The organism is Luteimonas sp. R10, assembly GCF_045689605.1.
Taxonomy (GTDB): Bacteria; Pseudomonadota; Gammaproteobacteria; order Xanthomonadales; family Xanthomonadaceae; genus Luteimonas.
On record NZ_CP141262.1, the window covers coordinates 3,286,955 to 3,305,089 of the forward strand.

The following is an 18,135-nucleotide window of genomic DNA, read 5'->3' on the forward strand; positions in this document are numbered from 1 at the left end:
GCGGTGCGCTCCTACGGGGGCCGGATCAATAGCGCTCGAACTTGGTCGACAGCACCAGCGACGAGGTCGTGCGCTCCACGCCGTCGAGCGCGCCGATGCGGTCGGTCAACACGTCCATCTCGCCGATGGTCGGGACCGCCGCGGCGGCCACCAGGTCCCAGGGGCCGCTCACCGAATGCACGCTGCGCACCCCCGGCATCCCGCGCAGCGCCTCCACCACCGCCGGCATCTGCTTCGGGAACACCGTGATCATGATCAGCGCGCGGACCCGCTCGCGCTCGTAGTCCTCGTTGAGCCGCACCGTGTAGCCGGCGATCACGCCCTGCCGCTCCAGACGCTCCAGCCGGCTCTGCACCGTGGTCCGCGACAGTTGCAGGCGGCGCGCCAGCGCCGCGGTGGAGGCGCGGGCGTCCTCGCGCAACAGCGACAGCAGCGCCTCGTCGGCGTCGGTCAGCTTCATTTCCTTGCCCGGTTCGTCGATTCGACGATATCTACATGAATTTCGAGCAGATCGCACCTATCAATCGACGAAATCATCGCGATAATAGGGCGATGCCTGCCGCGAACGCGGCGCCGGCCCCATCCCGCACCCGGAGGACCGCATGTCCGTGATCGACACCCTCGTCCCGCTCCGCGCCCGCAAGGGCGAACGCCGCACCACCGGCCTGGACGACGCCACCGTCGCCGGCTTCGCCGCCGGGCACCCCGAGCTGGTCGCCGTGATCGACGCCGCCGCCGCGGAATTCGCGCGCATCGAGGGCGACTTCGCCGGACTGCTGGACCTCGACGAGGACGCCCAGGTCCAGGCCGTGCAGGCCGACTTCGTGAACTTCTACCCGCAGGACGGCGTGAATCCCTACGTCGCCCTGGCTGCGCGCGGGCCGTGGATCGTCACCCTCAAGGGCGCGGTGCTCTACGACACCGGTGGCTACGGCATGCTCGGCTTCGGCCACGCGCCCGAGGCGGTGCTGGAGGCGATGGCCAGGCCGCAGGCGATGGCCAACATCATGACTCCTAGCCTCTCGCAGCTGCGGCTGGCACGCGCGCTGCGCGCCGAGATCGGCCATGCCCGCGACGGCTGCCCGTTCGCCGCCTTCATGTGCCTCAACTCGGGGTCGGAGGCGGTCGGCCTGGCCGCGCGCATCGCCGATACCAACGCCCGGGCGATGACCGACGACGGCGGGCGCCACGCCGGCCGGACCATCAAGCGCCTGGTGGTCAAGGGCAGCTTCCACGGCCGCACCGACCGCCCCGCCCTGTACTCGGACTCCACCCGCAAGACCTACATGCAGTATCTCGCCAGCTATCGCGGCGAGGACAGCGTGATCGCGATCGAGCCCTACGACATCAACGCGCTGAAGCAGGCCTTCGCCGATGCCGACGCCAACGGCTGGTTCGTCGAGGCCATGTTCCTCGAGCCGGTGATGGGCGAAGGCGACCCCGGACGCCGCGTGCCGGTGGCGTTCTACGCCGCCGCGCGCGAGCTCACCCGTGCGCACGGTTCGCTGCTGCTGGTCGACTCCATCCAGGCCGGCCTGCGCGCGACCGGCGCACTGTCGATCGTCGACTATCCCGGCTTCGAAGGGCAGGACGCCCCCGACCTGGAGACCTACTCCAAGGCGCTCAACGCCGGCCAATACCCGCTGTCGGTGCTGGCGCTCGGCGAGGGTGCCGCCGCCATCTACCGACGCGGCACCTACGGCAACACCATGACCGCCAATCCGCGCGCGGCCGACGTGGCCTGCGCGGTGCTCGGCGCGATCACGCCGGAGTTGCGCGCCAACGTCCGCGAGCGCGGCCGCCAGGCGCTGGAGAAATTGGAAGCGCTGAAGGACGAGCTGGGCGGGCTGGTCACCAAGGTCCAGGGCACCGGCCTGCTGTTCTCCTGCGAACTGGCCAAGGACTTCAAGGGCTACGGCGCCGGCTCCAGCGAGGAATGGCTGCGCGAGCACGGCCTGGGCGTGATCCACGGCGGCGAGAACTCGCTGCGCTTCACCCCGCGCTTCGACATGGCCGAGGACGAACTCGACCTGCTGGTGTCGATGGTGCGCCGCGCGCTGCTCGAAGGGCCGCGTCAGCGGCAGGCCGAAGCCGCCTGAGGATCGCCGGCGCGGGCGATCGCGTCGCGCAGCACCCGCTGCGCGGCGCCGGCATCGCCCCAGCCGTGCAGCTCCACGACCCCGTCGCCTTCCGGCAAGTCCTTGTAGACCCGGAAGAAGGCTTCGATCCGCCGGCGCTCCATCGCCGGCAGGTCGTCGAGCGCGCGGACATCGGCCCAGGTCGGGTCGATGGCGTCCAGCGGCACGCCGACGAGCTTCTCGTCGGCCTCGCCCCCGTCGACCATGCGCAGCACGCCCAGCGGGCGGAAGCGCAGCAGCACCCCTGGATGCACCGGCGCACGCGTGAGCACCAGCGCGTCGAGCGGGTCGCAATCGCCGGCCAGCGTGCCCGGGAGCGAGCCGTAGTTGGCCGGATAGGCCACCGGCATCGACAAGAACCGGTCCACGAACACCAGGCCGTCGGCGCCGATCTCGTACTTGGTCGCGCCGCCGGCGGGGATCTCGACCACCAGCAACGCTTCCGCCGGTGCCCGCGGCGGTTGCGCCAGCGCGTACGGGTGACGTACGCCGGTGCCTTCGGCGACCGGCCCGGCGCCGCCCGCGACTGCCGGACCCGCGCACGTCGCCGCCAGCACGAGCGCCACGACCCGGGGCGCCCGGCAGCGGCGCGGACACGGGGTCATTCCCAGCACCTGTCCGTGCGGCCCTTGAGCGTCGCCGCGCGCGGGCAGTCGCGCTGGCCGATCCGGCCGGCGGCGTGCTCCTCGATCCGCCGCGCACCCTGCGGGCCGCGGTGCAGCGAGAAGGCGTCGTACAGGCGCCCGGTGGCGGTGCGCGCCTCGTAGCGGAGTGCGTCGCCGTCGATGCGCAACACCTGGAACAGCTGGGTGTCCTCGGCCACCGGATCCATCGTGCCGCGCGCCGCGTCCGACAGCCGGTACTGCTTGGCGCCGGCGACCGACACCACGTACTGCGGCGTCGCCTGCCCCGCGGCCGGCCCGCCGCGGCGTCCGTAGACGTGGTCGTGGCCCTGCAGCACCAGGTCGACGCGGTGGCGCTCGAGCACCGGTAACAGGTGCTCGCGCAGCAGCGCGTTGTCGCGGTCCTGGCGTGGCGAGAACATCGGCTGGTGGATCAGGGCGATGGTCCAGCGCGACGCGGCGCCGGCGAGCACGTCGTCCAGCCACGCGGCCTGCACCTGCGCGGTGCCCAGGTCGAGCGCCGAGGTGCCGTCCAGCACCACCACGCGCACGCCCTGCACGTCGAACCAGTAGGTGGTGCGCTCCGCACCGGGCGCGCCGTTGCCCGGCAGGGCGAAGGCCAGCGGCCAGTGCGCACCAAGCACGCGCCGTTCCCGCGGGGTGTCCTCGAACTCCTCGAAGTGCTCGTGGTTGCCGGCGGCCGGCGCCACCATCAGCAGCGACGGCAGCGGGCCGGCGGCGTCGAACCACTCGCCCCATTCGTTGTCGTCCTCGCCGTCGCCGCCGCTGACCAGGTCGCCGGCGTACAGCGCCAGCCGCGCGTCGGGCGCGTGCCGCAGCGCCTCCAGCGTCACCCGCGTGGTCAGGCTGGCATTCTTGTTCTGGGTATCGCCGAAGTACAGCAGCGTCAGCGGCTTGTCGTCGCCGGCGGCGGTGCGCAACTGCCGCCACGGGCTCCAGGTGCGGTCGCCCTGCACGCGCCAGGCGTACAGCGTGTCCGGCTGCAGGCCGGTGACGTCGGCACGGTGATGATGCGCGGCTCCGTTCTCGGTCGCGAGCGCCTGCGTCGTCGCGCGGATGCGGCGCGGCGTTCCCATGTCCGGGGAGTCGCCGGCCTCCACGATCTCCAGCCAGGGCGCCTCGACCATGGCGCCGGTGCGCCACGCCACCGCGAAGCCGGTGGCGGCGTCCTCGGCCGGAGCGGCGACGATGCGGTCCGGGAAGCCGCTCGGCGCATAGCGGACCGCGCCGGCCGGCACCAGCGTGTTCGGCTCCGGCGCGCGCCGCTGCTCCGCCTCCCTGGCGAACGCCGGCGCCGCGAACAGCATCGCCGCGAGCAGGCCCGCGATGCACGCAGCTCCGCGGCGCATCGGCGCCGCCGCCTCGGCCACGGCGCCGTTCACGGTGCTTCGCATTCGGACAGCGACAGCGCCGAAGCGACGTCGCGCAGGTCGAACGCGGCCACCGCCTGGTCGTCGTCGACGGCGTAGAACGCACCCCGCGGGAAGCGGGCGTCGCCGCTCTGGTCGAGCCAGACTCCGTCGGTGTTGGCGGTACGCTCGCCGGCGAATGCGCCGACATGGTCGAGCGACACCCGGTCGAACAGATGGAACACGGTGCGATCCTTGAACTGGTCGCTGACGATCCAGTAGCCCGTGCCGCCCGCGCACTGCATCAGCGCCATGCCTTCGGCCTGCGCACGGAACACGTCGGCACCGACGTCGCGGCCGCGGTAGCGCCCGTCGAGCCCGTACTCGCGCAGGCGGGTGCCGGTGGCGACGTCCTCCTCGGCCAGCAGCAGGCGATCGTGCTCCGGATCGCCGAACAGCGATTCGGCGATCCGGATCGCGCCGGCCGGATCGGTGGCGCCGAAGGTGCCCAGCAGCCGCGCGTTCCAGTCCGTACCGTCGCCGGTCACCCGGTAGCGCTTGAAGCGGCGGTCGAGCTCGGCCAGCGGCGGCGGCACGTCCTCGTCCTGCGGCGACATGTAATTGTCGCTGACCAGCACCTCGTAGCCGTCGTCGAGCGGCTGCACCCAGAGCCCGTACGGCTGCAGCAGGTCCTGCTCGCCGAAGGTCGCCAGCGGCGTGAAGTCCGGCAGCCGCAGCAGCTGCACGCGGCGGTTGTCGCGCTCCACCACCCAGAGAAGATTGCCGGTGACGGCGATGCCGTTGGGACGATTGAACTGCCCGGGCCGTGCGCCCGGGCCGCCCACGGTGCGCAGCAGGCGGCCGTCGTCGCCGGCGTACACCAGCAGGCGATGGGTGTCCTTGGCGGTGGCGATCACCCAGCGGGTACCGTCGGGCGCGCGCCAGGCCGTCGGCGAGTCGACGTTCTCCTGCGGCGCGGCCTCGGTCACGAACGCTTCGGCCACCACCACGTGGGGCACCTGCGCCTCGCTCAGCAGCGGATCCTGTTCGAAGGCCTCGTCCGGCTCGCGATCGGCGGGCAATGGCGTGGCACAGCCGGCGAGCGCGAGCGCGGCGAACAGGAGCGGTGCAAACGGCTTCATCGGTTTTCCCGGGAATGAATTCGGAGTCGTGGCTGTTTACGACACCAATGTGTCCGTGTCGTGTCAGCTTCGCAGCTTTACGACAGTCATGTTGCGGAAACGACATCCGGCGCGCTCGTGCGACAACTGTCTCCAATCGGTCATTTGTTCGCCATATGACCTGCGTACAACGGGCCGCCAACGTCCGCTCTCCGGAAATCCGCCTGATGAAACGCCACCCGCGCGCCTCGAGCCTGTCCCGGGCGCTCGCCCTTGCCCTGCTGCCGGCGATCGCGCCAGCCGCGCTCGCCCAGGAAACCGCGCCGGACGGCAGCATTGCCGGCGACCCCAAGCAGCTCGACACGATCGTGGTCCAGGGCGAGATCGCCTATCGCAACCGCACCGACGACACCGCGCCGGTGCTGTCCTACGACCTGGAGTATTTCCAGCGCTTCGAGCCGAACACCGTCGGCGACATGGTCAAGCGCGTGCCGGGCGCCGCCTTCGTCGGCTCCGACATCATGGAATTCGACGGCGTGCAGCTGCGCGGCCTGGGCGGCGGCTACACCCAGGTGCTGATCAACGGCAAGAAGGTGCCGGGCGCCGGCGACGACCGCTCGTTCTGGGTGGACCGCATCCCGGCGGAAATGGTCGACCGCATCGAAGTCCTGCGCAGCAACAGCGCCAACCGCTCGGGCGACGCCGTGGCGGGCGCGATCAACATCGTCCTGCGCGATGCCTACGAGTTCGACGGCAGCTACCTGCGCCTGGGCGCGAACCGCGCGTTCGACGGCGAAGTGAACCCGACCTTCGGCGCCGTGACCAGCACCGAGGCCCTGGGCGGCCGCTTCCTCGCCGGCGTCAACGTGCAGGACCGCTACCGCGCCAAGAACAAGCGCTCGGACCGCTTCAGCGACCCGTCGATGGAAGAACTGGTCAGCTGGGAAGACCAGGTCGAAGTGAAGGACGGCCGCGACTACTCGGGCAACATCTCCTACACCGCCGATGTCGGCGACACCGGCCGCCTCGGCATCGACGGCTTCTACGTCAAGACCGACCGCGACGTGACCGAGGTGTCGTTCGAGGAGGAGTACGACGACGACGACGTGATCACCGCCGACGTGCCGGGCCTGGCCACCGTCGACCAGGCCAACTGGGGACTGGGCCTGGAATACAGGTTCGACATGGCCGGCGGCACCACCGAATTCGACGTCGACCACGCCCGCTTCACCGACGAGAGCTGGGAAAGCGAAGACGAGCACGTTTACGAGAACGGCGAATGGGACGAATCCGCGGGCGAAGCCGAATACATCGACGCCAAGGACGCCGAGACCAGCTTCAAGCTCGCGCACCAGCGCCCCGTCGGTACCGCGGCCGACATGGAGTTCGGCATCGACTACCGCCGGAAGAAGCGCGACTTCGCCTTCACCACCTACGAGTGGGAAGCCGACAACGAAGGCGACGCCGCGGCCTACGAACTGGACGGCACCGTCGCCAGCGTGATCGAGGAAAAGCGCCTGGACCCGTACATCCAGTTCAGCGGCAAGACCGGCGTCCTGGCCTGGGAAGCCGGCCTGCGCTACGAAACCACCAAGTCCGATATCCGCTACAACGAGGACGGTGGCGAACCGGAAGGCGTCGCCAGCAAGGACTACAACGAGCTGCTGCCGTCCGCGCACCTGCGCTGGGACCTGACCGATGCCGACCGCATCAGCCTGTCGCTGGCCAGGAGCATCAAGCGGCCGAACTTCAACGAGCTGATCCCGGCCCTGCTGGACGGCGAATTCGGCGACAACGACTACATCGGCAATCCGCAGCTGGACCCGGAAACCGCCAACGGCATCGACCTGGGCTGGGAACACCGCCTCGGCCGCAACGGGGTGGTCGGCATCAACCTCTTCTACCGCGACGTCAAGGACCTGATCGAAGTGGTCAACACCGGCGCGCCGAGCGAGGAAATGCTCGATACTTGGGAAGAAATGGTCGAAGACGGAGAAGTCGCCAGCATCGAGGAAGCCATGGCCGCCGAACCGGCCGACAGCTGGGTGTTCACCTCGGCCAACGTCGGCGACGGCAAGGTCTACGGCGTCGAGTTTGACCTGTCGACCCCGTTGAACGTGTTCGGCCTGGACAACACCGGCGTGTTCCTGAACTACTCCTGGGTGAACTCCGAGGTCGACGACTTCCTGGGCGAGCGCCGCTTCAACAACCAGGCCAGGTCGGTCTACAACGTCGGCTTCATCCAAGACCTGCCGTCGATGGCCGCCAGCTTCGGCGTGTCCTACCGCAAGCAGGGCGATGCGTACGAACGCATTCTGGGCGAGGAGGTGACCGTCGAGTACGGCGGGGACCTGGAAGCCTTCGTCGAGAAGCGTTTCGGCAAGAGCCTGTCGGTGCGCCTGTCGGCCGCCAACCTGCTGGATGCCTCGAAGGACGAGTTCTTCCACAAGTTCGACACCCTGGGCGACCAGGTCGAACGCGACTACGACGAGTACGAGCTGGAGACCGAGGAAGCGGGCCCGAGCTACCAGCTGGTCATGCGCTGGGCGTTCTGAGCGCCCGGCATCGCGCGACATCGGGGGAAGCCGGCGCGAGCCGGCTTCTTCTTTGTGGGACGGCCGGGTTTGATGCAGACTTCCGGCACGCTCCCCGCCCCGGCCCGCCATGAAGATCGTCGAAGTCCGCCATCCGCTGGTGCAGCACAAGCTCGGCCTGATGCGCCGCGCCGACAACAGCACCAAGACCTTCCGCGAGCTGTCGGCGGAGGTCGCCACCCTGCTCACCTACGAGGCGACGGCGGACCTGGAGACCGAGGACACCGAGGTCGAGGGCTGGGCCGGCCCCGTGCGCGTGCGCCGGATCAAGGGCCGCAAGGTCACCCTGGTGCCGATCCTGCGCGCGGGCCTGGGCATGCTGCCGGGCGTGCTGGAACTGATTCCGGCGGCCAAGGTGAGCGTGGTCGGCATCAAGCGCGACGAGGCGTCGCTGCAGGCGGTGCCGTACTACGAGAACCTGGTCGGCGACATGCAGGACCGCACCGCGCTGATCCTCGACCCGATGCTGGCCACCGGCGGCACCCTGGTCGCCACGGTGGAGATGCTCAAGGCCGCGGGCGCGTCGCGGATCAAGGGCCTGTTCCTGGTCGCGGCGCCGGAGGGCCTGCGCGCGGTCGACGCCGCGCACCCGGACATCGAGGTCTATACCGCCGCGATCGACGAGCGTCTCAACGAGAAGGGCTACATCCTGCCCGGCCTCGGCGACGCCGGCGACAAGATCTTCGGCACCCGCGCCGACTGACGCCCCGCAACCCTCCACCCCCCGTAGAGCCGAGCTTGCTCGGCCGCTCTCGGCCCCGGAGCCGGGAGCAGCGGAGCGAGCCCCGCTCTACGGAGCCGGACCCGCCAACCCTCTGCACCCCGTAGAGCCGAGCTTGCTCGGCCGCTCTCGGCCCCGGAGCCGGAAGCAGCGGAGCGAGCTCCGCTCTACGGGGTGCGGCGGCGGCGCCTGTGGTGACGGATGGCGACCAGGGTGGCGATGATCAGCAGCAGCAAGCCGCCAGCCCAGGGCGTGTAGTTGCGCACCTCGCCGGCGCCGTCGGCCGGCGGCACCTCGGCGGTCCCGGCGGAGTCGGCCGGCGGATCGGCGACCACCCAGGCGCCGCCCTCCAGCACCACCTGGCCGCGCAACGGCGGCAGCACCCGCTCGAGCCAGCGGATGCGCAGATCCCCCGCACGCGGGGCATTCGGATCCTCGGCGGTGGTGAGCGTGCCGCCATCGAACTGGAAGGTGGCGGCCATGTTCTCCGGCAACGCCTCCGGGACCGGCGTCAGCGGCCGCCAGATGCCCAGCGTTTCCACCGCCGCTTCCGCCAGCGGACGTCCGTCCGGCATCGTCGCGGCGGTCGTCCATTCGCGGCTCGGCAGGCGGAATTCGCCAGGATTGCGGTACCGGGGCGGGAACCCGCTGGAATCGATCGGCTGTGCGCTCCAGATCACCTCGTATTCGCCGTCGCTGCGCTGCCATTGCGCCATCTCGACGTGGCGGCGCAGGCCGAACTGCCGGGTGGCGACGCCGAACTCGTCGTCCACCAGCGCCAGTTCGGCGCGCGGCGCGCCGGGTTCCGCGGACTCCTGCGCGAGGGCAGGCGGCGACAGCAGCAACACCAGCAGCCAGATGTGTTTCATGGATGCAGCACCCTCGCCTTCAACTCGGTCACCTCGTGCGCGGCGCCGAACCGCCCGCGCTCGTCGCGGCTCACCCGCACCAGCGCGACGCCGGAATCGTGGGTCAGGAACAGATGCACGTCACGCGCGAGCTTGTCCTCCAGGAAGACGCGCTTCTCGTCGATCAGTAGTTCCGGGTTGCGGTCGTAGCCCATGGTGATCGGCACATGCATCCACGGCCGGCCGGGCACCAGGTCGGCACAGAAGGCGACGCCGCCGTGCGAACGGCCGTCGACGGCGACGCCGGGGCCGTGGATCTCGGCCAGCATCATGCCCGGTGTGTGGCCGTGGCTGTAGGTGAAGCTCACCGCATCGCCGAGCAGCGGCGAACGGTCGCCGTCGACGAACCGCAGTCGCCCGCTTGCCTCCAGCAGATCCGGCAGCTCGGGGATGAAGCTGGCGCGGTCACGCGGGTGCGGGTTGCGGGCGCGTTCCCAGTGCTCGCGACCGGTCAGGTAGATCGCATTGGGAAACAGCAGCTCCGGCGCCTGCCCCTCGCGGTACTGGCGCAGCAGGCCGCCGGCGTGGTCGAAATGCAGGTGCGAGAGCACCACCACGTCGATGTCCTCGTGCGAGAAGCCGGCCGCCTGCAGCGAATCGAGCAGCACGTGGCGCTCCTCGACCACGCCGAAGCGCTCGCGCAGCTTCGGCTCGAAGAAGGCGCCGACGCCCGTCTCGAAGAGCACGGTCTTGCCGTTGATCGGCCGCGCCAGCAGCGCGCGGCAGGCGAGCGGGATGCGGTTGAGCTCGTCGGGCCGGGCCCACTTCGTCCACATCGCGCGCGGTGCGTTGCCGAACATGGCGCCGCCGTCGAGTTTCTGGGTGTTGCCCTCGATCGACCAGAGTTTCATGGCACCGAGTGTAGCGCCGTCGGCGTGGAGGGGCTGGAAAGGCGACTGCTCCCTTCGGTAGGAGCGCCCCGCAGGGGCGCGAGTCTTCTTCGCGGGAAGGCTGGTCGCGCCCCTGCGGTGCGCTCCTACGAGTGCGGTTACGGCGTGGTCGCGCGCTGTTCCACTTCCGCCTTGCCGACCGGATTGCGCGGGTCGCTGCCGCCCTCGAGGGTGTTGTCGCGAAGGTCCCAGGCGACGGTCTGCAGGTTGCCCCAGACGTGGCTGGAGGTGCGGCCGCCGGCCTGGCGCATTTCCGCTTCCTCGTCCGGCGCGTCGACCTCGTGGCCCATCGCCCGCAGCGCCCGCACCGTTTCCGCCGATAGCGCGCCGCTCTCGGCCGAGATGCGGTCCGGCAGCCACTGGTGGTGGAAGCGCGGCAGCGCCGCCACCGCCTGCGCACCCAGCCCGGCGTCGTAGCCGAGCATGCCCAGCAGCACCATGGTGATGATGCGGGTGCCGCCCGGGGTGCCGAGCACGGCGACGCGGTCGTCGGAGACCATGAAGCTCGGCGTCATCGAGCTGAGCATGCGCTTGCCGGGCTCGGGCGCGTTGGCCTCGAAGCCCATCACCCCGAAGGCGTTGGGCGTGCCGGGCTTGAGCGCGAAGTCGTCCATCTCGTTGTTGAGCAGCACGCCGGTGCCGGGCGCGACCAGGCCGGAGCCGTACAGCAGGTTGACCGTCTGGGTGCCGGCGACGCGGTTGCCCTCGGCGTCGATGATCGAGAAATGCGTGGTCTCCTCGTCCTCGAGCGGGGTCGGCTCGCCCGAGAGCAGGTCGCTCGGGGTGGCCTTGCGCGGGTGGATGGTGGCGCGCAGCCCGGCGGCGTACTCGCGGCTGGTCAGGGTGCGCATCGGGATGTCGGTGAAGTCCGGATCGCCAAGGTAGAAGGTGCGGTCGCGGAAGGCCCGGCGCATCGATTCCACGATCAGGTGGGTGCGCTGCGCCGGGTCCAGCTCGTCCAGGTCCCAGCCGGCGAGGATCTGCAGCATCTGCGCCAGCGCCACCCCGCCCGACGACGGCGGCGGCGCGGTGACGATCTCCCAGTCGCGATAGCCGAAGCGGATCGGCTCGCGCTCGGCCACGCGATAGCCGGCCAGCTCGTCGGCGGTCCACTGCCCGCCCTCCGCGTTGACGCCCTCGACCAGCAGGCGCGCGGTCTCGCCGCGGTAGAAGCCGTCGAAGCCCTCGGCCGCCAGCCGCTCGAGGGTGCGCGCCAGGTCCGGTTGGCGGAAGAGATCGCCCTCCTGCAGTCCCCTGCCCTGCGGCGCATACACCGCGCGGGTGCCGGGATAGCGGTCCATCACCTCGCGCCTGCGCTCGTAGCCGCGCGCCATGCGCCCGTAAACCGGGAAACCTTCGCGGGCGACGCGGATCGCCGGCGCCAGCGTGGCCTGCAGCGGCAACCTGCCGTAGCGTTCGGCCAGGTGCACCAGCGCCGCCGGCAGGCCCGGAATGCCGGCGGCCCAGGGACCGTTGGTGGCGCGGTCGCTGTCGAGTTCGCCCGCCTCGTCCAGGTAGCGCTCCATCGTCGCCGCCGCCGGCGCGGTTTCGCGCGCATCCACGAACACGTCGCGGCCGCTGTCGGCCTGGTGCAGCAGGAAGAGGCCGCCGCCGCCGAGGCCGGAACTGATCGGCTCGATCACCGACAGCGTCGAGGACACCGCGACCGCCGCGTCGAAGGCATTGCCGCCCTCGCGCATCACCTGCAGTCCGGCATCGGTCGCCAGCGCGTGCGCCGAAGCGACGGCGACGCCCGGCGGTCTCCGCGCTTCGGAACGGGTTCCGTCGGCCGCCTGCGGCGGCGCCGCGACTTCCTGCGACACCGCCAGCGCGGGTGCGAAAGCCATGACCAGCAGCAGGGCGAGTTTGAACGGGTGTTTCATACGGTCTCCTGCGGCGTGCTCGCGTCGTGGCTTCGATCGGATCGTCAAATGCCGCCCCTGGCCCCTAGCCGGCTTCCGGATCGTCCGCATCGGGCCGGGCGTCCGGGGTCGCAGCCGATGCCGACGGGATATCGGCCGGGCGCGGCGCATCGCCCTCTTGCAGGCGGCGCAGCTTCGCCAGCAGTTGTGGTTCGGACTCCGGGAATTCCGGATCCGGATCGATGCACTCGACCGGGCACACCGCGACGCACTGCGGCTCGTCGAAATGGCCCACGCATTCGGTGCACCGCGCCGGATCGATGACGTAGATCGTCTCCCCCTGCGCGATCGCCTGGTTGGGACAGGCCGGCTCGCAGACGTCGCAGTTGACGCAGAGGTCGTTGATCTTCAGCGACATGGATTCGGGGTGACGCTACGCAAGGGGTTCAAAGCCGCCGGATGGCACGCCGGAGCTCGACCCCGCCCTGCACCGGAGAGCCCCGCGCGGCGATCCGGACCTGCCGACGCCAAGGAACGCGCTCGGTCCCGGCGCATGCCGGGACCGGGCCTGGCTGGGGATGCGTGCAGCCTACTTCTCGACGAAGACGTATTCGACACCGGCCGGCGTGACGGCCTGTTCCACGCGTGCGCTGTCGGCGGCATCGCCGATGAACAACACGCGCACGCCGTTCATGCTCTTGGCCGGCACGCCCTCGAACGCGCTGACCACCATGTCGGCGACGCGGTTGGAATCGGGACCGGCGTAGGCCAGCATGTTGCCGCGGACGATGCCGCGCGCCACGTCCGTCCTCGCCTTCTCCTCGAGTCGCTCGTACTGCCCCTCGAAATCGGCGACGCCGTCGTCCGGCACCAGATAGATATAGGGCTGGTTCTGGATGCCCTCCATGTGCCGCGGCACCAGGTCGGACAGGTAGGCGCGCCACTGCGCGCTGTCGCCGTCGGTCGGCGCGGTCATCGGTGCCTTCTCGACCTGTTGCGTCTGTTCATCGTCCTGGCAGGCCGCGAGCGGCAGCACAAGGCAGGCCGTCAGCAGCAGGCGGTGAATGATGTTCATGGTGTTCCTCCCCGTATCTCGTATGGTCGTCATGTCGTCTCAAGCATCGGTGCGCTGCCATTCGGCCTGCAGCGCTTTGGCCACCGCCGCCGGCACGAACGCGGAAACGTCGCCGCCGAGGCGGGAGATTTCGCGGACCAGCGAAGAGGATATGAAGCCGTATTGTTCCGCCGGCGTGAGGAACAGCGTCTCGACCTCGGGGATCAGATGCCGGTTCATGCTGGCCAGCTGGAACTCGTATTCGAAGTCGGACACCGCGCGCAGCCCGCGCAGCAGCACCCCGGCGCCGATGTCGCGCACGAAGTGCGCCAGCAGCGAGTCGAACCCGCGCACCTCGACATTGCCGTGTCCGGCGAGCGCCGCGCGCGCCAGCTCGACGCGCAACTCCAGGTCCAGGGTCGGCCCCTTGGCCGGGCTCTCGGCGATCCCGACGATGATCTTCTCGAACAGCGGCGCGGCGCGATCGACCAGGTCCACGTGCCCGTTGGTGATCGGGTCGAAGGTGCCGGGATAGACCGCGATGCGGGTGCGGGCCACGCTCATGGGTTGTGTCCGTCGTCTGGGAGCCGGATCGTCCGCGCAAGTGTATCAGCGTCACGCCGCGGCCCGGTCCGCGGTTCGGCGATACAGGGCGTGACGCGCTTCACGGCTGCGGCCCTCCCGGTGCGGCAGCCAGCCCGCGCCCGGCTCGATGCCGGCCTCGACCGGCGACTCGAGGTACAGCCATGCCGTGTCCGCGAGCCATGGCGGCAGGGCGGCGAGCACCGGCTGCCACAGCGCCGCCTCGAACGGCGGATCGAGGAACACGAGGTCGAAGCGGCCGTGCAGCGGCGCCTGCAGCAGGGCGGTCGCGTCGGCGCGCAGCACGTGCGCCTGTCCGCCGGCGTCGAGGCGCCGGATGCTGGCGACGATCACCTCGGCCAGGCGGGGGTCGCGCTCCACCAGCAGCGCCTCGCGGGCCCCGCGCGACAACGCCTCCAGGCCGAGCGCGCCGCTGCCGGCGAACAGGTCGAGTACGCGCGCGCCGGGCAGCACCGGCTGCAGCCAGTTGAACAGCGTCTCGCGGGCGCGGTCCGACGTCGGCCGCAAGCCCTCGGCACCGGCGACCGGCAAGCGGGTGTTGCGCCACTTGCCGCCGATGATCCTGACCTGTCCCGGAGCGCGCTTCATGCGTGCATTGTGCGACGTGCGGCGGCGAATTCCATCAATCCGGCACAAACTCCGCGGCAACCGCCACCCGCGATCCCGGATGCGTATAGTCCCGTGCTGGCTTCGATGCGGTGCAATCCCGGATGGATACGACGCAGACGGTTTCGCTGTCCCTGGAGGAGTCGGCAAGGCTGGTCTCCGGCATTCTCCGCCACGCCGGCTTCAGCGAAGGCCACGCGCGCACGCTCACGGACGCCATGGTCGCCGGCGAACGCGACGGCTGCGCCGCGCACGGACTGTACCGCACCCTGGTCTGCGTGCATTCCCTGCGCAGCGGCAAGGTGGTCGGCGACGCCGAGCCGGTCGTGCACGACCAGGCGCCCGCCATCGTGCGCGTCGACGCGCGCGGCGGATTTTCCCTGCTGGCGTTCGACGCCGGCCTGCCGCACCTGCTCGACAAGGCCCGGAGCAGCGGCCTGGCCGCGATGGCGATCAACCGTTGCGTGCACTTCTCCGCGCTATGGCCGGAAATCGAGCGCCTGACCGAGGCCGGGCTGGTGGCGCTGGCATGCAATCCCAGCCACGCCTGGGTCGCACCCGCGGGCGGCCGCGTGCCGCTGCTGGGCACCAATCCGTTCGCGTTCGGCTGGCCGCGGCCCGACGGCCACCCCTATGTCTTCGACTTCGCCACCAGTGCCGTGGCGCGCGGCGAGATCGAACTGCGCCGGCGCGCCGGCCAGCCGCTCCCCGAAGGGGTCGGCATCGATGCCGACGGCCGGCCGACGACCGATCCGCAAGCCGTGGTCGATGGCGGCGCGATGCTGACCTTCGGCGGGCACAAGGGTTCGGCGCTGTCGACCATGATCGAACTGATCGCAGGCCCGCTGATCGGCGACCTGACCAGCCTGGAATCGTTGCAGCACGATGCCGGCGCGGGCGCGTCGCCGTATCACGGCGAACTCGTGCTCGCGCTCGATCCGGGGCGTTTCCTCGGCGCCGACGCCTCCGCCCACCAGGCGCGTGCGGAGGCCTTCCTCGCGGGCTTCGCCGGCAGCGGCGCACGGCTGCCCTCGCAGCGGCGCTACCAGGCCCGCCGGCGCAGCCTCGCGGAAGGCGTGCGCATCCCGGCGAACCTGCACTCCGAGCTGCTCGCGCTGCTGGACTGACGTTGCGCCGGTATCCGTGCGGGCACGGCTCCCGCGGAACCGAGCTTGCCCAACTCACGGGCCAACGACGGCGATGCAAGCTCCGCTCCACGGAAGACGCGGGGCATCGATGCGGGATTGGCCGGGTCAGGCTTCCGCCAGCCAGATCCCGAACACCGGGCCGGCCGAATAACCGGCGTCGGGCTCGATGCGGACCCGCCAGCCGCCGGCAGGCGGCGCCCTCAACGCATCGGGCAGCGGATACTCGACCTCGACGAAATCATCGCCGCGTCCGCCGTCGAGCACCTCGTGCGCGATCGGCGTGCCGTTGACCGAAATCGTGAACCGGCGCCGGTGTTCCTCGCCCCAGTAGCGCATCCGCAGGAGGCTGGCGGCACGCTCGCCGCGCAGCGTGAGCTCGAACGCGCCCCCCGTGCGGGCATCGCGTCCGGACTGGCGCCGATAACTGACCGCGTAGGAATCCCCCGTGGACGCGAACGCATGCACCTGTTCGCTGGCTTCGTCCCCCGGCACCACGTGGTCCAGGCTGCGCCGGTCGAGCGCCTCGGCCTGCTTGCGCCGCGCCGCCTGCCCGGCCTCCCAGGCACGCCGGGCCTCGGCATCGAAATACCGGAAATAGACCGCATACCTGCGCTCGTGCAGCGCATGGAACGGCGCGAACGCCAGCCCCCGGGGATGCGAAGGCAAGTCGACCGCCAACCGGCCGTCCTCGCCCGGCGGGCCGAAGCTGCGCTCCGTGCCTGCCGGTAGCCACGGTTCGATCCCATCCCAGGGCTGATCGGTCGGGCCGAGATCGGCCGCGAGCACGCAGGGCCCGCGCCGCAGCGAGACCAGTGTCGGATCATCGCCACAGGGTTCGACCAGAACCGGCAAGGTGAATTCGATGTCGATCCGGTCGCCGTCCCGCCACTCGCGCTCGATCGACGCATAGCCGTTTCGCCTGCGGGCGCCCACGTCATGGCCGTTGACGACGATCCGCGCCTGGCCTGCCCATGACGGGATGCGCAACCGCACGCTGCGCAATGCGCCGGGCCTGGCCGAGACGACCTCCAGCGCGACCTGTCCGGCATCGGGCAGGGTCGAACTCATCCGTAGCGACAACCCCCGTTCCGCATCCTCGAGCGTGGACGGGATGTACAGGTCGACCGCCAGGTCGCGGCCATCGAAACCGTAGATCGCATCGGAGAACTGTGCGTGGCTCTCCATGCCGGTGCCGACGCAGCACCAGAACTCGCCCTCGGGCTCGGAATACTTGCGCGCCTCGCCGCTCAGCATCGGCGTCATGTAGGCATAGCGCCCACCGTCGGGATGCTGCTGCGACAGGATATGGTTGTAGAGCGCGCGCTCGTGGAACTCGACGTGGCGCACGTCGCCGGACCAGCGGTGCAGGTAGCGGCCGAGCCGCAGCATGTTCAGCGTGTTGCAGTGCTCGCAGGTCTGCTCGGTGACGTACTTCGAAATGGTGTCGGGCGCCTGGAAGTACTCGCGGTCGGAATTGCCGCCGATGGCGTAGCTGTGATGGCCGGCCACCCGCTGCCAGAAGAACAGCGCCGCCGCCGCGTCGCCGCGGTCGCCGTCGAGTTCGAATCCGCGCGCCGCGCCCAGCAGCTTGGGGATCTGGGTATTGGCGTGCAGGCGGGCGAGCCGGTCGTGCCCGGCCACCAGCGGATCGAGCACCACGTCGTGGCGGAAGCGCCGCGCCAGTGCCAGCCAGCGCGCGTCGCCGGTCCGGGCCGACAGTTCGGCCAGGCTCTCGGGCATGCCGCCGAACTCGCAGTCGAGCACCCGCTGCATCTGCGCATGGTCCAGCGGCGCCAGCTTGCGCTCGACGTAGCCGGCCAGCCCGACCGCGACTTCCAGCGCGTCCCGATTGCCGCAGCAGCGGTGCGCGTCGAGCAGGCCGGCGAACAGTTTGTGCCAGGTGTAGAAGGGCGCCCAGCTGCCGTTGAGCCGGAACGGCAGCGCGCGGATGTCGCCGCGCGTGACCTCGTCGAACACGGCCCGGCCGCCTTCGACGGTGCCGTCCTCGCGTTTGCGGGTGAAGCCGGCCACGTAGCCGTCGCCGCCGGTCTGCTGGCAGCGCTCGAGTTCGGCGACGATCGCATCGGCGCGCGCCTTGCACGCCGCGTCGCCGTCGCCTTCGTGCATCAGCGCCAGCGCGCTCAGGTAGTGCCCGAGGGTGTGCCCGGCGATGGTGTCGCTTTCCCAGCCGCCGTAGACCTCGCCCTGCGGCGGCAGCCCGGCCTGGACATGGAAGTTGTGCAGCAGGCGGCCCGGATCGAGCCGCATCAGGTAGCCGCGGGTCGCGGCGACCGCGTCGGCGAACACCGACGGCAGCAGGCGCACGCTGCCCGGGGCGGGCCTTGCGATCCGTCCGGGCGCGAACGCCAGCACCTGTCGCGGGAAGCCCATCCATCCCGCCGCGACGGCCGCCGCGCTCCAGGCCAGCAGGCGCCTGCGCCCGGCATCGATCTCCATCGCCTTCATCTGCGTGCCCCTCCGCTTGCCTCATCCCGCC

16 protein-coding genes are annotated in these 18,135 nt (G+C 70.7%); 4 read left to right on the forward strand and 12 right to left on the reverse strand.

Annotation, left to right across the window (positions count from 1 at the left end):
• Window positions 1-25: 25 nt before the first annotated feature.
• Complete coding sequence (locus tag U3649_RS14345) at window positions 26-460, reverse strand: Lrp/AsnC family transcriptional regulator (RefSeq protein ID WP_407351990.1); 435 nt, start codon at window positions 458-460, stop codon at window positions 26-28.
• Window positions 461-602: 142 nt separating this feature from the next.
• On the opposite strand from U3649_RS14345, the gene U3649_RS14350 reads away from it, so the two are divergent.
• Complete coding sequence (locus U3649_RS14350; RefSeq protein ID WP_407351991.1) at window positions 603-2,099, forward strand: aminotransferase class III-fold pyridoxal phosphate-dependent enzyme; 1,497 nt, start codon at window positions 603-605, stop codon at window positions 2,097-2,099.
• Here U3649_RS14350 and U3649_RS14355 read toward each other — a convergent pair.
• The 3 genes from U3649_RS14355 to U3649_RS14365 are packed head-to-tail and all read right to left on the reverse strand — an operon-like array spanning window position 2,075 to window position 5,273.
• Complete coding sequence (locus U3649_RS14355) at window positions 2,075-2,743, reverse strand: inorganic diphosphatase (protein WP_407351992.1); 669 nt, start codon at window positions 2,741-2,743, stop codon at window positions 2,075-2,077. The genes U3649_RS14350 and U3649_RS14355 overlap by 25 nt on opposite strands.
• Window positions 2,740-4,131 (reverse strand): fibronectin type III domain-containing protein, encoded by a 1,392-nt coding sequence (locus U3649_RS14360; RefSeq protein WP_407354628.1) that lies wholly within the window; start codon window positions 4,129-4,131, stop codon window positions 2,740-2,742. The genes U3649_RS14355 and U3649_RS14360 overlap by 4 nt, the downstream gene beginning before the upstream one ends.
• A 29-nt stretch (window positions 4,132-4,160) precedes the next feature.
• Window positions 4,161-5,273 (reverse strand): phytase, encoded by a 1,113-nt coding sequence (locus tag U3649_RS14365; protein ID WP_407351993.1) that lies wholly within the window; start codon window positions 5,271-5,273, stop codon window positions 4,161-4,163.
• A 206-nt stretch (window positions 5,274-5,479) separates the two neighbouring features.
• On the opposite strand from U3649_RS14365, the gene U3649_RS14370 reads away from it, so the two are divergent.
• Both U3649_RS14370 and upp read left to right on the forward strand, forming a co-directional pair.
• The gene (locus U3649_RS14370; protein ID WP_407351994.1) at window positions 5,480-7,807 is read left to right on the forward strand and encodes a TonB-dependent receptor plug domain-containing protein; all 2,328 of its coding nucleotides are present in this window, start codon (window positions 5,480-5,482) and stop codon (window positions 7,805-7,807) included.
• 109 nt (window positions 7,808-7,916) lie between these two features.
• Entirely contained in the window at window positions 7,917-8,549 is a 633-nt protein-coding gene (gene upp / locus U3649_RS14375; RefSeq protein ID WP_407351995.1) for a uracil phosphoribosyltransferase, read from the forward strand.
• Window positions 8,550-8,734: 185 nt separating this feature from the next.
• Here the strand turns inward: upp and U3649_RS14380 are convergent, their stop codons facing one another.
• From U3649_RS14380 to rsmD, 7 genes are all read right to left on the reverse strand, one after another.
• The gene (locus tag U3649_RS14380) at window positions 8,735-9,436 is read right to left on the reverse strand and encodes a hypothetical protein (protein ID WP_407351996.1); all 702 of its coding nucleotides are present in this window, start codon (window positions 9,434-9,436) and stop codon (window positions 8,735-8,737) included.
• Window positions 9,433-10,326, reverse strand: a complete 894-nt coding sequence (locus tag U3649_RS14385) for an MBL fold metallo-hydrolase (RefSeq protein ID WP_407351997.1) — start codon at window positions 10,324-10,326, stop codon at window positions 9,433-9,435. The genes U3649_RS14380 and U3649_RS14385 overlap by 4 nt, the downstream gene beginning before the upstream one ends.
• Before the next feature lie 137 nt (window positions 10,327-10,463).
• Entirely contained in the window at window positions 10,464-12,248 is a 1,785-nt protein-coding gene (ggt, locus tag U3649_RS14390; protein ID WP_407351998.1) for a gamma-glutamyltransferase, read from the reverse strand.
• Between the two features lie 64 nt (window positions 12,249-12,312).
• Window positions 12,313-12,645 (reverse strand): YfhL family 4Fe-4S dicluster ferredoxin, encoded by a 333-nt coding sequence (locus U3649_RS14395; protein WP_407351999.1) that lies wholly within the window; start codon window positions 12,643-12,645, stop codon window positions 12,313-12,315.
• Window positions 12,646-12,816: 171 nt separating this feature from the next.
• Window positions 12,817-13,302, reverse strand: a complete 486-nt coding sequence (locus U3649_RS14400; RefSeq protein WP_407352000.1) for a hypothetical protein — start codon at window positions 13,300-13,302, stop codon at window positions 12,817-12,819.
• Between the two features lie 39 nt (window positions 13,303-13,341).
• Complete coding sequence (gene coaD / locus U3649_RS14405) at window positions 13,342-13,845, reverse strand: pantetheine-phosphate adenylyltransferase (RefSeq protein WP_407352001.1); 504 nt, start codon at window positions 13,843-13,845, stop codon at window positions 13,342-13,344.
• 51 nt (window positions 13,846-13,896) lie between these two features.
• Complete coding sequence (rsmD, locus tag U3649_RS14410) at window positions 13,897-14,472, reverse strand: 16S rRNA (guanine(966)-N(2))-methyltransferase RsmD (RefSeq protein ID WP_407352002.1); 576 nt, start codon at window positions 14,470-14,472, stop codon at window positions 13,897-13,899.
• A 122-nt stretch (window positions 14,473-14,594) separates the two neighbouring features.
• On the opposite strand from rsmD, the gene U3649_RS14415 reads away from it, so the two are divergent.
• Complete coding sequence (locus U3649_RS14415) at window positions 14,595-15,617, forward strand: Ldh family oxidoreductase (RefSeq protein WP_407352003.1); 1,023 nt, start codon at window positions 14,595-14,597, stop codon at window positions 15,615-15,617.
• A 126-nt stretch (window positions 15,618-15,743) separates the two neighbouring features.
• Here the strand turns inward: U3649_RS14415 and U3649_RS14420 are convergent, their stop codons facing one another.
• The gene (locus U3649_RS14420; RefSeq protein ID WP_407352004.1) at window positions 15,744-18,104 is read right to left on the reverse strand and encodes a beta-L-arabinofuranosidase domain-containing protein; all 2,361 of its coding nucleotides are present in this window, start codon (window positions 18,102-18,104) and stop codon (window positions 15,744-15,746) included.
• Between the last annotated feature and the right edge of the window lie 31 nt (window positions 18,105-18,135).